This is a genomic window from Micromonospora sp. CA-248260 (assembly GCF_050942205.1).
GTDB classification, from domain to species: Bacteria; Actinomycetota; Actinomycetes; order Mycobacteriales; family Micromonosporaceae; genus Micromonospora; species Micromonospora antibiotica.
Genome location: NZ_CP192021.1, coordinates 1,087,558 through 1,101,898, shown reverse-complemented (window position 1 = coordinate 1,101,898; position 14,341 = coordinate 1,087,558). Strand labels below are relative to the sequence as shown.

Genomic DNA, 14,341 nt, shown 5'->3' with positions numbered 1-14,341 from the left:
CCACTCCGGGTAGAATAGCCTCATCCCGCCCGGCTCAACCCTGACCAGAAACGCAGCATTTCACCCCGGAATGGCGTCTGGTTCACATTCGGCTATACATCGACGGACATGACGTCCGCCCAGCCGTCGCCCCGACACCGTACGCCTACTGCATGACCGCACGACGCCCCTACCCGTCCGACCTGTCCGACGCCCGGTGGGCCCTCATCGCACCCCGGCTGACCGCATGGCGACAGGCCCGCACCGATGCCGGCGTCAGCGGCCGGACCCCCACCCACGACCTACGCGAGATCTTCAACGCGATCCTCTACGTCAACCGCACCGGCATCGCCTGGCGCTACCTGCCCCACGACTTCCCACCCCACCCGACGGTCTACGGCTACTTCGCCGCTTGGAGCAAGGAAGGCATCTTCACCGCACTCAACTACCAACTCACCGGCCTCGTCCGCGACCACCACGGCCGCACCATCGCCCCCACCGCGTCCATCATGGACAGCCAGAGCGTCAAGACCTCCACCAACGTGCCACTGTCCACACAGGGCACCGACGCCGGCAAGAAGATCGTCGGCCGCAAACGCGGCATCATCACCGACACCCTCGGCCTCCTCCTCGCCGTCACCGTCTGCGCCGCCAGCGCCAGCGACAACACCATCGGCATGGACCTACTCGACCAGGCCACCACCACCTACCCCACCCTCACCAAAACCTGGGTCGACGCCGGCTTCAAAAACCGCGTCATCGAACACGGCGCCCACCTCGGAGTCGACGTCGAGATCGTCACCAAAGACCCACAGATCAAGGGCTTCAGCGTCGTCAAACGCCGATGGGTCGTCGAACGCACCATCGGCTGGCTCATGCACCACCGCCGACTCGTCCGCGACTACGAAACCCGACCCGACAACTCCGCCAGCATGATCACCCTCGCCATGATCGACAACCTCGCCAAACGCCTCACCACCGAAACCACCCCAACCTGGCGAGAAACCCCACAACCACAAAACACACAAAATACGTGAATCAGACGTCCTCTGAGAACGTCGTTGACCTCACCGCTGAATTCCTCCACCGAGACGCCGACTGCACGTGCCTCGTCGAGGAACTTACGGGCCAGAGACAGCGGACTCTTCAACCGGAACTCCTGGTCACGCAGTTCGACCGCACCATCTGATCCCAGTGCCCTGCCTACCCGGGAGAGCGCGCTCTCCACATCGTCGGCCACCACCGCCGCCTGCTCATGAAGCCTGTCAAGCACCCTACGCTCATGCGCGGAGAGTTCGGCGAACACGTCCGCCGGCTGTACGCCCTGACCACTCGTTTCCGACGCGTCATCTTGGGCGTCCGCCGTGCGGTCCGAGCCACCGGGCCCGTCGAGCAGGTGCAGGCGGTTGAGGTACGGGTCGCCGTACCCCTGCTCGTCGTCGGGTGCCGGCGGGTGCTCGGGCAGGTCGGGCAGGGCGCTGAACCGCCCCCGCGCCAACCCGGCCAACGGCATCGGGTGGCCGTCTCCGCCGAGGATCAGCGCGTCGATACCGACGACGTTGTCGGGGTGCCGCCGGCCGGCGTGGGCGTAGAGGGGGCGCTCGTGGACCGTTCCCGCCTGCGGGTCGAGATAGAGCACCGTCCCGTTCTGGTTGAGCGCCACCCAGGCGTGCGAGCCGCCGTTCTCCCACTCGGTGATCAGGAAGGCGTAACTGCCGTGACCTCCCAGGACCAGTTGGTCGTGCAGGTTGCGGTAGCCCCGTTCGACGGACTGGCGCAGGTCTGCCGGCCCCGGCGGGACACCGTCGGCGACGGCGAACAGCTTCTGGAACCGTCCGCCGGTGACCTCCTCGACCCGGCCGGGTCCGCCGGCCTCGCCGTTGACCGGACGCCGGATGTCGCCTTGCAGGTAGCCGTCGAAGGTACGGGGCGCGGCCACCCTGGGTCGACCGTGCACCCACGTCTCGAACAGGGACAAGGTGCAGTCCAGGCAGTTGATGCCCCGGGTCGGGTCGGCCTGCGGGCCACCGTCGTTGGCCAGCGCGAACCACCCGCCCCGCCGGGGATCAGGGGTACGCACCACGCTGCCGTCCGGCTGCCGGGGCATCTGCCGTTCGAGGTCGGTCTGGTGCAGGGCCAGCGGTGGCCGCAACCCACCGAACTGCCCGTACCGGCGGGAGCGGTCGATGGGCGGCGGATCGTCGTCGCCGGTGAGCGCCGACCTGTCGCCCGTCTCGACCCCACCGGTGGCCAACTCGGCCACGTCGTCGTTGATGCGGGAGAAGTCAGCAGGATCTCCGATGACGACATCCGTGGGAAAGACCCGGCCGTCGATGATCGCCGAGGCCAGATCCAATTCTCGATAGCTGTCCGCCTGCTCGGTACTCGCGATCTGCTGATACCAGTTGGCCAGTTCGAGACGGCCTTCGCGCTGTAGGTGGTTCGCCCGGCGAGCAGCACGCTGTGCCCTCGCTTCGTGCTCGCGGGCGACCTCTCGCCGGAAGCCGGCGTCATCCCTACGTCGCCGATCCTCGAACCAGTGTCGCTGTGCCTCGAAGTAACCCTGATAGCGGCGACGGTCGAGCGCCTCCCGTTCGGCTGCCCATTTCGCGGCGTACCACCGGGGAGTTCTCGGGCGCGGTGGCTCGTCGTCCGGATCTGGTGTCGGAGGGGTCGGGTCGGTGGCCGGCGGGTCCACGGGCCCGGGGGCCAGTGCCTCCAGGAGCGGGAAACGCCTGTCGCCCTGCCGCCGGCCATCGCGGTCGGCTACGCCGGGCGGCCTCTCCCGGGCAGCCTGCGGAGTGTCCGGTGCGCTGCCGTGGGTCGGGAGCCCCGGCGTCGGTGCCGGCCCCACCGACCCAGCGGGTGCCGGCCCCAGCGGAACGCCGGCTGTGGAAGCGGCCGACGTCGTGCGTCCAGGAGAGGGGTCTGCGGTAGGTGACGCCGCAGCGGTTGCCGTCGGTGCTCCGCCCGCTGTCGTCACGCTCGCGGGCGGGGTGCCCTGCCCGGAGTCGGGCCCGGGTGGTGCGGTGACCGCCGCGTTCGTCGGCGCCACCTCAGCGGCTCGACCTGCCGTCAGCGGGGAGGTCACCTGATCGGCAGCGACCGAGGACAGGGTGGGGCTGGACGGCGTCGACTCGGCCACGATCGACGCCGGAGCCGCGCCCGTGACGTGGTCGACCTCGGGTGCCGGTGGGGCCGGGGGCGTCACTGCGCCCGCTCCCGCCGGCCCGTCCACCGGCCCGACGGCAGCGGCGGCCCGGCTGGGATCGGGCGGCACCTGCGGATCGCGGGGCGACGGCGTCTCGACGGCAGTGCCTGAGCCGTCACCGGCCACGACGGTGGGGCCGAAGGATGTCGCCGGTCCCGGCACGGAAGCGTCGGCGGCCGGCCGCGCAGGAGCATCGCCGGCCGGGGATGCCTGGTCGGTACCGGCCGGCACCGGCGACGGTGGGACGGGGAAGGCCGCCGGCACCTGGGTGGCGTCGGCCAACGAGTGCAGCCGGCCGTCGAGGCGGGCGTGCAGCGCGGCGTCCGCCTGCGCGGTCGCCGAACCGCCGACCCCGGAGACGGCCGCCCGGGCCGCGTCCTCCGGCGACAACGCTCCCTGGCCGGTGGCCAGCCCCGCCGCGCCCTCCGCGAGCACCTCGCCGGTCATCTCCCGGCCCAGGTGCTCACCGACCCGGGCCCCCCGCCCGGTGGCGTGCCGCCCCAGCCCGGCCAGTGGTGCGACCGCACCACCGGCCAGCCCACCGAGCGCCGACGCACCGAGATCGGCGAGGTCGAGGCCGTGCCGGCGACCGGTGGAGTTCTGGTACGCCTGCGTCGCGAGGTTGACGCCGCCCTCCTGTCCCGCCTCGAACAGGCCCCCCTTGACCGCCCGCTTGCCGAGCCCACGCATCCCGTCCCGGGCCACTTCTTTGGCGGCCCGCTCGCCCGCCTCCTTGAGGCCCTGTCGGAGCGCCTTCTTGGCCAGTTGCGCCATCAGCCGGCGGAAAATCTGCTGGATTACCAGCCGACTGGCGGTGACCGCCGCGCCGGCCGCCGGTGAGGCGGCCCCGGCGGTGAGTGCGGCGGCGACGGCGAGCGCGAGCAGCTCCACGACCAGGATGCCGAGTTCGATCCACACCTCGAGCTTGGCGGCCTCGATGTCGCAGCCGCACTCCTCGACCAGGCGACCCAGGTCGGTACTGACCGCGAGCAGCACCGACAATGGAGCCTCGTCGCCGTCGGCGAGCCGTCGCCAGGCCGCCTCGAACGCCTCCGGGACCGCGCCGGTCCCGCCGTAGCCGCCGCGTACCTCGGTGGCGGCGGCGATCGCGTCGGCACGAGGGCCGGCCAACGCGCCCGCCACGGCGTACCACTGGTCGGCGAGGTCCCAGACGGCGCGTTCGTTTCCCTCCGGCCACTCCACGCCGACCACCCAGTCGAGCGCCTCGTAGGCCCAGCCCGGCAGGTCCCAGGGGCTGTAGTCGAGGGGGTGCGGGATCGGGCTCGGCAGCACGGTCACGGCTTCCCCCGCAGGTCAGTGCCGACGGTCACGAGGGTCGGCCACCCGGTCGAAGCGCCGGCCGCTGGCCGCGTCGGTCCGTAGGTTGGCGTCGACCGAGGTGACCACGTCGGTGCCGAGCCCCTGCAACGCTCGGCCGAGCCCGGCCCAGGCACGCAGCAGGGTCTCCTCGTGGGACCGGTAGCTCTTCTCGAAGGCCGCGCCGATGTCGTCCCGGCCCCATGGGCGGGGTGCGCTGGCCGCCGTGATCTCCCCACCGAGGGTGACGCGGCGGGCCGACACCGATTCACCGGCCAGGTGCAGGTCGGTGCCGCCCCACCGGGCCCGGGCCGGATCGAGCCAGAGTTGCCCCTCACCCATGCCGTTCGTCCTCCCGCCGGAGCACCGCGTCGGCCCGCCCGAACAGTGCGCCGAAGTCGCCCGTACGCAGGAACTCCACCGACCCCGAGCCGGCCGGCAGATGGGCGGCGACCAACTCCTGGGTGGCCGTGGCCGCCCGGGCGCAGGCCCGGTGCACCGTCATGGTGATCTTGCGACTGAGCGCGTGGTGATCGCGGTCGTGGTAGACCTCGCCGGTGAGCTCCACCGAGATCAGCTCGCCACGGGCACCCACCGTGGCGGTGACCTGGCCGTCGTCCGACCGCTCCGTGACACGCAGTGCGGCCAGTTCGGACCCCAGTTCGTCCACACCGGACCGCAACCGCCGGTATTGGCCGTACACCTCGTCGAACCGCGCCCGGAGCGCCTGGTTCGCGTCGCGGTCCACCCTCTCGGCCAAGGCCACCCTCCCCCGGTCACCGTCAGTCAGGCGAACCATACCGGGTGCCACGATTCCGTGGGGTCCGGTAGTTTCGGGCCGTGATCGATCGCCAACAGGCCGAGCAACTCGCCGACGTGTGGGCCCGGCGGGACTCGCAGCGCCTGGGCCACGAGTGCCGGGCCACCCTGGACGAGTTCGACCTGGGCTACGTGATCAGGTCGACCGTCGACCGCGCGGTCGACACGGACCCCGGCGACCTGCCCACCACCGTCGTCGACAAGGAGACCGGCGAGGTCACCACCTGGCCCCGGGTGCCGGCGGCCGTGGTGCAGCAGATGTACCGCCGCAGCCGCCCCACCGGCACCCCCGCCCCGCGCACCGTCGACCCGGCCAGCCTGCTGCTCCGCGAGATCCGTCGGCTGCCGACGCCCGCCACCGTGGCGCACCTGACCGTCGAGGGCCGCACCTACCTCGGTCACGGCGTCAAGGGCGACGTGGCGGTGCGGCACCACCCACTGGTCCGGGCCTACCTGGACGAGCTGCCCCCGGGGCACCTGGTACGCGGAGGCGACCGGCACGCCGAGATGGTCGTCGTGTCGGACGTCCTGCACGAGTACGACCACCGCCGCGCCGCCGCCGGCCAGCCCCCGCTGACCATGCGCGAGGCGGAGTCGCTGCTGCTGGCGACCGGGATGGACGTGTTCCTGGCCCGCGAGCCGGGTGATCCGCAGGCCGGCCCGGCGGAACGCCCGTGCGACTCCTGCCTCAACTTCCTGGTGCACTTCGCGGTCCTCGGCTGGTCCGAACTCGCGTTCACCCGGCAGTGGCAGCCGGACAGGCAGGCCGCGCCGGAGCCGGGGCGGTTCGCGCCGGAGGTGGCCGACGCGCTGGTGAGCGCCGGCTGGCGTCCGGGGTTCGGTGACGATGGCCTTGCCGAGGAGGCGATCGCGGAAACGAGGGAGATCTCCCCCCGACATCCTGATCTCACGTCCGCGCTGAACGCCCTCACCAGGTTTCCGGGGCTTGCCTCCGGTCGGCGCGGTCCCGGGCGGCAGGTCTGGATCTCGCGGTTCTCCATCGACCCCGTGCACGCCGCCTACACCGCCGCCACCCTGGCGGACTTCGGTGCCGTGCTCGGCGTACGGCTCTTCCCGATCGGCGCGGGGCATCCGGACACGATCCTGGCGGTGGACGAGCACGGCCGGGTCTTCGCACTGGACCAGGCGGGCGAGTGGTTCCTCGGCGACGACGTCGACACGGCGCTGACCACCCTGCTCCTGGGTCTCGCCCCGCCCCGGGTCCGGGACGACGGCAGCTGGTGAGAGGGGTGTGCCGGGGTTACAGCGGCATCCCGGTCAGCACCAGCACCCTCGGCTCGGTGTAGTCGTCCATCGCCGACCGCACGCCCTCCCGGCCGACGCCGCTGCCCTTGACGCCCCCGTACGGCATCTGGTCGGCCCGGTACGACGGCACGTCGCCGACGATCACCCCGCCCACCTCCAGCACCCGCGCGGCGGTGAACGCCACGTCGAGCCGGTGGGTGAACACGCCGGCCTGCAGCCCGTACGCCGAGTCGTTGACGGCGGCGAAGGCGGCGTCGTCGTTGTCGACCGACGCCACCACCAGCACCGGCCCGAAGACCTCTTCGGCGCAGACCTTGGCCGACGGCGGCACCCCGGTCAGCACGGTGGGTGGATAGCTGGCGCCGTCGCGGCGGCCCCCGGTCTCGACGGTGGCCCCGGCGGCGACGGCCTCGTCGACCCACGCCTCGACCCGTTGGGCGGCCTCGACGGAGACCAGCGGCCCGACGTCGGTCGACTCGGCGGTGGGGTCGCCGGTGCGCAGTGCCCGCACGGCGGCGACCAGCCGGGGCAGGAAGGCGTCGTGGTGGTGTTCGTGCACGAGGACCCGCTGCACGGCGATGCAGGACTGCCCGGCCTGGTAGTTGCCGAAGGTGGCGATCCGCCGGGCGGCGAAGTCCAGGTCCGCGTCGGACGACCAGTCGGCGCAGATCACCGCCGCCGCGTTGCCGCCGAGTTCCAGGGTGACGTGCTTGTCCGGCACCTGACGGCGGATCTGCGCGCCGACCGGCCCGGAGCCGGTGAACGACACCACCGGCAGCCGGGGGTCGTCGACCAGGTCGGCGGTGCGGTCGTTGGGCAACGGCAGCACCGAGAACATCCCGGCCGGCAGGTCGGCGCCGGCGAGGATCTCGCCGAGCAGCAGCGCGGACAGCGGTGTCGCCGGGGCGGGCTTCACGATGATCGGCGCACCGACCGCGAGGGCCGGGGCGACCTTGTGCGCCACGAGGTTGAGCGGGAAGTTGAACGGGGTGATGCCCAGCACCGGCCCCCGGGGCACCCGCCTGACCAGGGCGATCCGGCCGGTCGCGGTGGGGTCGGTGTCGAGGCGCTGCATCTCGCCGGAGAACCGTCGGGCCTCCTCGGCCGCCCAGCGGAACGTCGACACCGCCCGGCCCACCTCGGCTCGCGCCCAGGTGACGGGCTTGCCGTTCTCGGCGGTGATCAGGTCGGCCACCTCGGCCGCCCGCGCGGCGAGTTCCCGGGAGACGTGGTCGAGGGCCGCCGCCCGGACGTGTGCGGGCAGGGCCGCGGCCTCCGTCGCCACCCTGGCCGCCGCGGCGACGGCGGTTTCGACCTGGTCGGGCGTGGCCCAGCTGGTACGCCCCACCGCCCGGCCGTCGTACGGGTGGGTGACGGTCAACTCGTCGTCGCCGTGGACGGCACGACCGGCGACCCAGAACGCTCTCGGCTCCACGTCGGCAGCGTAGACGACACGCAGCCGCACGGAAACAGTCGCTCAAGCCCTTGTCTGCCGCGAATTCGGTAGCCAAGATGGCAGTCAGATTGCGATTACCTCCGCTGACTCCGACTCCCAGCCACCCCTGGAGAGACCTCACCATGAGCGACCAGCAGCAGTTGCGCAACTTCGTCGACGGCGCGTACGTCGACCCGGTGGACGGCGGTCACGCCGATCTGATCGACCCCTGCACCGGTGACGTCTTCGCCCAGGCTCCCGTCTCCGGCGCGGCGGACGTGGACGCGGCGATGCGGGCCGCCGCCACCGCCTTCGAGACCTGGCGGGAGACCACCCCGGCCGAGCGGCAGCGGGCGATGCTGAAGCTCGCCGACGCGGTGGAGTCGCGGGCCGCCGAGCTGGTCGACGCGGAGGTGCGCAACACCGGCAAGCCGCGGCAGCTCACCGCCGAGGAGGAGTTGCCGCCGGCGGTGGACCAGTTCCGGTTCTTCGCCGGGGCGGCCCGCATGTTGGAGGGCCGCTCGGCCGGGGAGTACCTGGCCGGGCACACCTCGTACGTGCGGCGGGAGCCGATCGGGGTCTGTGCGCAGGTCACCCCGTGGAACTACCCGCTGATGATGGCGGTGTGGAAGATCGCCCCGGCGTTGGCGGCCGGCAACACGGTGGTGTTGAAACCGTCGGACACCACGCCGGTGTCGACGCTGCTGCTGGCCGAGATCGCCGCCGAGTTCTTCCCGCCGGGGGTGTTCAACGTGGTCTGCGGCGACCGGGACACCGGTCGTACCCTGGTGGCGCATCCGACGCCGCAGCTGGTGTCGATCACCGGCTCGACCCGGGCGGGCATGGAGGTCGCGTCGGCCGCCGCGCCGGACCTCAAGCGGACCCACCTGGAGCTGGGCGGCAAGGCCCCGGTGGTGGTCTTCGACGACGCGGACGTGGCGGCGGCGGCCGAGGCGATCGCGATGGGCGGCTACTTCAACGCCGGCCAGGACTGCACTGCGGCGACCCGGGTGCTGGCCGGTCCCGGTGTGCACGACGACTTCGTGGCGGCCCTCACCGAGCAGGCCCGCAACACGCGCACCGGTGCCCCGGACGACGCCGACGTGCTCTACGGCCCGCTGAACAACGCCAACCAGCTCGCCCGGGTCAGCGGCTTCGTCGACCGGCTCCCCGATCATGCCGACCTGCACACCGGTGGCGCGCGGGTGGGCGGGCGCGGCTACTTCTACTCCCCCACCGTGGTCTCCGGGGTACGCCAGGCCGACGAGATCATCCAGCAGGAGGTGTTCGGCCCGGTCATCACCGTGCAGCGGTTCACCGACGAGGACGAGGCGGTGCGCTGGGCCAACGGCGTCGACTACGGCCTGTCCGCCTCGGTCTGGACCCGTGACCACGGCCGGGCGATGCGGATGACCCGCCGGCTCGACTTCGGCTGTGTCTGGGTGAACACCCACATCCCGTTCGTGTCGGAGATGCCGCACGGCGGCTTCAAGCACTCCGGGCACGGCAAGGACCTGTCGGTCTACAGCCTGGAGGACTACACCCGGATCAAGCACGTCATGCACCACATCGAGGGCTGATCCCCATGGTCTCCAGTGCGGAGCTGCACCGGCGGCGGGGTGCCGCCGTGGCCCGGGGGGTCGGCAGCGTCATCGACTCGTACGTGGACACCGCCAGCGGCGGCACGATCGTCGACGTCGAGGGGCGGGAGTGGATCGACTTCGCCGCCGGCATCGCGGTCACCAGCGTCGGCAACTCGGCCCCGCGTGTCGTGGAGGCGGTACGCGCCCAGGTCGAACGGTTCACCCACACCTGCTTCATGGTCGCGCCGTACGAGTCGTACGTGGCGGTCTGCGAGCAGCTCAACGCGTTGACCCCGGGCACCTTCGAGAAGCGGTCGGCGCTGTTCAACTCGGGTGCCGAGGCGGTGGAGAACGCGGTGAAGATCGCCCGGCACGCCACCGGACGGCAGGCGGTGGTGGTCTTCGAGCACGCCTACCACGGCCGGACCAACCTGACCATGGCGTTGACCGCGAAGAACATGCCGTACAAGCACCGGTTCGGGCCGTTCGCCGGGGAGATCCACCGGGTGCCGATGTCGTACCCGCTGCGCGACGGCGGGTTGTCCGGGGCGCAGGCGGCGGCGCGGGCGCTGGAGCTGGTGGACAAGCAGGTCGGGGCGGAGAACGTGGCCGCGCTGCTGATCGAGCCGATCCAGGGGGAGGGCGGTTTCGTCGTACCGGCGACGGGTTTCCTGCCGGCGCTGCGGGAGTGGGCGACGGCGGCCGGGGTGGTGTTCGTCGCCGACGAGATCCAGACCGGCTTCTGCCGTACCGGCGACTGGTTCGCCTGCGACCACGAGGGCGTGGTGCCGGACCTGGTCACCCTGGCCAAGGGCATCGCCGGCGGGTTGCCGTTGGCGGCGGTGACCGGCCGGGCGGAGCTGATGGACGCGGTGCACGTCGGCGGCCTCGGCGGCACCTACGGCGGCAACCCGATCGCCTGCGCGGCGGCCCTGGCCAGCATCGAGACGATGCGGGAGCTGGACCTGGCCGCCGCCGCCCGGCGGATCGGGTCGGTGCTCGCCGACCGGTTGCGCGCCGTCGCCGCCCGCGACCCCCGGATCGCCGAGGTACGCGGCCGGGGCGCGATGCTGGCGGTGGAGCTGGTCCGGCCGGGCACCCTGGTGCCGGACCCGGCCGCCGCCAGTGCCGTCTCGGCGGCCTGTCACGCCGCCGGCCTGCTCACCCTGACCTGCGGCACCTACGGCAACGTGCTGCGGTTCCTGCCGCCGCTGGTGATCTCCGACGACGAGTTGGCCCGTGGGTTGGACATCCTGGACGCCGCCTTCGGCTGACCGCCCACCGCCGTCAGCGCACCAGCTCCACCAGGTTGCGCCGGATCACGTTCTTGCCCGGCTCCCGGAGCAGCTCCATCGCGGCGGCGTTGAGCAGCACACAACTGCCCGACGGCCCACTCACCGACACCGTCGCCACCTTGCCGTTGTCCAGATTCGTCACCCGCAACCGTGTCCCCACCGGAAACCGGTCGCTCGTCGCGGCCGGTGCGCCGGCCTCGGCGGAGAAGGTCACCGAGCCGGTACACGCGCTGGGCCGGGCCGCCACGCCGGTCGCCGACGGGGTCGGCCGCTGGGAGGCCGGCGGCTGGGCGGCGCCGGGCCGGGTCTCGCCAGGAGCCGGGGCGGCCGGCGCGTCGACGCCGACCCGCTCGACCACGTTGCGCCGGATCACGTTCTTGCCGGGCTCCCGGACGAGGTCCATCGCGGCGGCGTTGAGCAGCACACAACTGCCCGACGGCCCGCTCACCGACACCGTCGCCACCTTGCCGTTGTCCAGGTTCGTCACCCGCAACCGTGTGCCCACGGGGAACCGGTCACTTGTCGCGGCGGGGTCCCCGCCCTCGGCGGAGAAGGTGACCGACCCGGAGCAGAGGCTCGGACGGGCGGACGTGGTGTCGGCGAACCCGAATCCGGTCCCCACCGCCACCACCGCCGTGGCGACCACCGCCACCCCCGCCGCCAGTACGTGCTTGCGCTGCACCTTCACCACGTCTCCCGTCGTCGCCGTTGCCTGCATCGGCTGATACGGCCCGGGAGCGCTCCCCGTTCAGTTCCACTGTCAGGAAAGTTTCGGACACCAGGCGAGAGTGCCGTCGATGTCGACGGAGTGTGACGGCTCCGCTCAGGCGATCTGCCGCAGATCGTTGCCGTAGTCGAAGATGATCCGCAGGCGTGCGCCGAGTGCGGCGGCATACCTGCTCAGCGTCGCCACCTCGTTGACGTCCAGATCACCGTTCTCGATCTGACTCACCCGGCCCGGCGTGACCCCCATCAGCCGTCGAAGGGCGCCCCGATGATGACCACGTCGGCGTCGGCGTAGGTCACCGGCTCGGTGACCGTGCAGGGTGGCACCCCGAGGAAGGTGACGTCGGGGCCGTACATCGGGCCGTAGCGGGTCATCGTTCCTCCAGCGCCCAGGGGGAGCCGTAGTCGGTGAGCAGGTCGAGGAAGGGGCGCGGGGGCAGCGCCTCCGGGCCGAGCACCCCGACGCCGGACCAGCCGCCGGTGGCGAGCAGTTCCAGCGCCACCACCGGATTGACCGCGGTCTGCCAGACCACCGCCTGGTGGCCGTACTCCCGCATGGACCACTCGTTGTCGACCACGTGGTAGAGGTAGACCCGGCGCGGCCGGCCGTCGGTCCCGGTGCCGGTGACGTACGTGCCGGCGCAGGTCTTGCCGCGCATCCGGTCGCCGAGGGTGGCCGGGTCGGGCAGGCTGGCGGCGACCACGTCGCGGGGCGAGACCTGCATGCCGCGCACCGACACCGGGGTGGTGGAGTCGAGACCGACCTTGTGCAGGGCCCTGAGCACCTCGATGAACTCGTCGCCGAGGCCGTACTTGAAGGTGACCCGCCTGGCCTTGACCCAGCGTGGGATCAGCAGCACCTCCTCGTGTTCGACGTTGACGCATTCGACCGGGCCGATGCCGGCCGGGAAGTCGAAGACCTCCGGTTCGCTGAACGGTTCGGTGGTGTACCAGCCCCGGTCCCTCTCCCAGATCACCGGCGGGTTGAGGCATTCCTCGATGGTGGTCCAGATGGAGAACGAGGGGGCGAAGTCGTAGCCGTCGACGGTGAGGTTCGCGCCGTCGCGGATGCCGATCTCGTCGATGTCGGTGAACAGCTCGTCGGCGGCGTACCGGGCGAACACGTCGGACAGGCCCGGTTCGATGCCGATGCCGCACAGCGCCAGCCGACCGGCGTCGGCCCAGGTCGCGGCGGCGGCGAACTGCTCGTCACCGAGCTTCACCCCGGTCTGGGTGTAGGGCCGCGCCGGGTGCGGGTGCGACAGTGACATCGCCATGTCCAGGTAGTCCGCCCCGGCGGCGAACGCCCCCTCGAAGATCGGCATGACGAAGCGCGGGTCGACGGCGTTGAGCACGTGGGTGATCCGGTGTTCCCGGCAGAGCGCGGCGACGGCGTCCGCCGAGGAGGCGTCGAGCCGCACGGCGACGAACCGGTCCCCGTGTCCGGCGACGGCCCGCTCGGCCCGGGTCAGGTCGTAGTCGGCGACGACGACGGTGGCGAAGAAGGAACGGCGGGCGGCGATGGCGACGGCGGCGGAGCCGACCCCGCCGGCACCGACGAGCAGGATACGCATCAGGAATCGAACCCCAAACCAAGACGATCGGGCGTACGGAGCCAGTGCTGGTGCCGGTCGTCGTGCGCGTACGCGTCGGCGCGGGCCGGCGACCAGCGGGTGAGGTGGATGTCGGCGGCCGGACGGGGAGAGTCGGGGCGGTGGTGCGCATACCGGCCGGGCGTCACCTCGGCGAACGCCCGGTCGGTATGCGGAAGGATCACGACGGGTCTGCCGCCCGTCGGCCGGGCGCGTCGGCGACCGGGAACGCCGAGCCTGCCGCCCTTCGGCCGGGCGCGTCGGCGACCGGGAGCGCGGCCCGTCGGGACCGTCGACCGCGCAGCATGCTCAGCCCGACGAGCAGCAGGGCGATGGCGAACATCGCCGTGCCGATCACGTTGACCTGTGGGGGGATGCCCCGCTGGGCGGCACCCCAGACGTACATCGGGAAGGTGACGGTGGTGCCGGCGTTGAAGTTCGTCACGATGAAGTCGTCGAAGCTCAGCGAGAAGGCGAGCAGCGCGGCGGCCACGATGCCGGGCAGCACCAACGGCAGGGTGATCCGCCGGAACGTCTGCCACTCGCTGGCGTAGAGGTCCATCGCGGCCTCCTCCAGCCGCCGGTCCATCCCGGCGAGCCGGGCCTTGACCGTCACCACCACGAACGACACGCAGAACATCACGTGCGCGATGACGACGGTCCAGAATCCCTGCGGCACCCCGGCGGAGACGAACAGCGCGAGCAGCGAGGTGCCGAGCACCAGCTCCGGCGTCGCCATCGGCAGGAAGATCAGCAGGTTGATCCCGCCGCGCCCCCGGAACCGGTGCCGGACCAGGGCGAACGCCATCAGCGTGCCGATCACCGTGGACCCGACGGTGGCGAGGAACCCGATCTGTACGCTGCGGACGACCGCGTCGCACATCTCGGGGGTGGCGCAGGGCTGCCGCCAGTTGTCCAGGGTGAACTCGTTGAAGTCGTACGACAGCCGGCTGGACGGGCGGTTGAGGGAGAGGCCGGCGACCACGGCGATCGGCAGGAACAGGTAGCCGAGCACCAGCAGCGCGACGATCATCACCCACCGGTCGGCCAACCACCGCGACACCCTCACCGGAATCCACCTCCGTTCGCGACTGCGGGGCTCCGCTGCGCTGCACTCC

12 protein-coding genes and 2 pseudogenes are annotated in these 14,341 nt (G+C 71.9%); 4 read left to right on the top strand and 10 right to left on the bottom strand.

Going from position 1 to position 14,341, the window contains the following annotated elements; all coding sequences use genetic code 11:
• The first annotated feature begins 152 nt into the window (after positions 1 to 152).
• A complete protein-coding gene (locus ACQP2H_RS05170; RefSeq protein ID WP_219465140.1) occupies positions 153 to 1,016 on the top strand; it encodes an IS5 family transposase in 864 nt (287 codons plus the stop codon).
• 587 nt (positions 1,017 to 1,603) lie between these two features.
• On the opposite strand, the pseudogene ACQP2H_RS05165 reads toward ACQP2H_RS05170, so the two are convergent.
• The 3 genes and pseudogenes from ACQP2H_RS05165 to ACQP2H_RS05155 all read right to left on the bottom strand — a co-directional run.
• Positions 1,604 to 2,086 (bottom strand): annotated as a pseudogene (locus ACQP2H_RS05165) (toxin glutamine deamidase domain-containing protein); the annotation flags it as partial.
• 2,418 nt (positions 2,087 to 4,504) lie between these two features.
• The gene (locus tag ACQP2H_RS05160) at positions 4,505 to 4,849 is read right to left on the bottom strand and encodes a hypothetical protein (RefSeq protein ID WP_219467389.1); all 345 of its coding nucleotides are present in this window, start codon (positions 4,847 to 4,849) and stop codon (positions 4,505 to 4,507) included.
• Positions 4,842 to 5,273 carry a YbaB/EbfC family nucleoid-associated protein gene (locus tag ACQP2H_RS05155; protein WP_308291022.1) on the bottom strand — a complete coding sequence of 144 codons (432 nt, stop codon included), beginning with the start codon at positions 5,271 to 5,273 and terminating at the stop codon, positions 4,842 to 4,844. The genes ACQP2H_RS05160 and ACQP2H_RS05155 overlap by 8 nt, the downstream gene beginning before the upstream one ends.
• Positions 5,274 to 5,347: 74 nt before the next feature.
• Here ACQP2H_RS05155 and ACQP2H_RS05150 point away from each other — a divergent pair, with 74 nt between their 5' ends.
• A complete protein-coding gene (locus ACQP2H_RS05150) occupies positions 5,348 to 6,571 on the top strand; it encodes an SUKH-3 domain-containing protein (protein WP_219467383.1) in 1,224 nt (407 codons plus the stop codon).
• A gap of 16 nt (positions 6,572 to 6,587) precedes the next feature.
• On the opposite strand, the gene ACQP2H_RS05145 is transcribed toward ACQP2H_RS05150, so the two are convergent.
• Complete coding sequence (locus ACQP2H_RS05145; RefSeq protein WP_219467380.1) at positions 6,588 to 8,027, bottom strand: aldehyde dehydrogenase family protein; 1,440 nt, start codon at positions 8,025 to 8,027, stop codon at positions 6,588 to 6,590.
• Positions 8,028 to 8,170: 143 nt separating this feature from the next.
• On the opposite strand from ACQP2H_RS05145, the gene ACQP2H_RS05140 reads away from it, so the two are divergent.
• A complete protein-coding gene (locus tag ACQP2H_RS05140) occupies positions 8,171 to 9,607 on the top strand; it encodes a gamma-aminobutyraldehyde dehydrogenase (protein WP_433231339.1) in 1,437 nt (478 codons plus the stop codon).
• A gap of 5 nt (positions 9,608 to 9,612) precedes the next feature.
• Positions 9,613 to 10,884: a 4-aminobutyrate--2-oxoglutarate transaminase gene (gene gabT / locus ACQP2H_RS05135; RefSeq protein ID WP_208570312.1), complete on the top strand. Its 1,272-nt coding sequence runs from the start codon at positions 9,613 to 9,615 to the stop codon at positions 10,882 to 10,884.
• Between the two features lie 13 nt (positions 10,885 to 10,897).
• Here the strand turns inward: gabT and ACQP2H_RS05130 are convergent, their stop codons facing one another.
• The 6 genes and pseudogenes from ACQP2H_RS05130 to ACQP2H_RS05105 form a co-directional block, all read right to left on the bottom strand.
• Positions 10,898 to 11,593 carry a hypothetical protein gene (locus ACQP2H_RS05130; protein WP_433231336.1) on the bottom strand — a complete coding sequence of 232 codons (696 nt, stop codon included), beginning with the start codon at positions 11,591 to 11,593 and terminating at the stop codon, positions 10,898 to 10,900.
• A 135-nt stretch (positions 11,594 to 11,728) separates the two neighbouring features.
• On the bottom strand, positions 11,729 to 11,857 hold the full coding sequence (locus ACQP2H_RS05125) for a hypothetical protein (RefSeq protein WP_255597893.1): 129 nt from the start codon (positions 11,855 to 11,857) through the stop codon (positions 11,729 to 11,731).
• A gap of 23 nt (positions 11,858 to 11,880) precedes the next feature.
• Positions 11,881 to 12,006, bottom strand: a pseudogene (locus tag ACQP2H_RS05120) (agmatinase); the annotation flags it as partial.
• A complete protein-coding gene (locus ACQP2H_RS05115; protein WP_363819939.1) occupies positions 12,003 to 13,205 on the bottom strand; it encodes a saccharopine dehydrogenase family protein in 1,203 nt (400 codons plus the stop codon). The gene ACQP2H_RS05115 and the pseudogene ACQP2H_RS05120, both read right to left, overlap by 4 nt.
• A complete protein-coding gene (locus ACQP2H_RS05110; protein ID WP_219470902.1) occupies positions 13,205 to 13,408 on the bottom strand; it encodes a hypothetical protein in 204 nt (67 codons plus the stop codon). The genes ACQP2H_RS05115 and ACQP2H_RS05110 overlap by 1 nt, the downstream gene beginning before the upstream one ends.
• Positions 13,405 to 14,292 (bottom strand): ABC transporter permease, encoded by an 888-nt coding sequence (locus ACQP2H_RS05105; RefSeq protein WP_363819936.1) that lies wholly within the window; start codon positions 14,290 to 14,292, stop codon positions 13,405 to 13,407. Before ACQP2H_RS05105 ends, ACQP2H_RS05110 begins: the two co-directional genes overlap by 4 nt.
• Between the last annotated feature and the right edge of the window lie 49 nt (positions 14,293 to 14,341).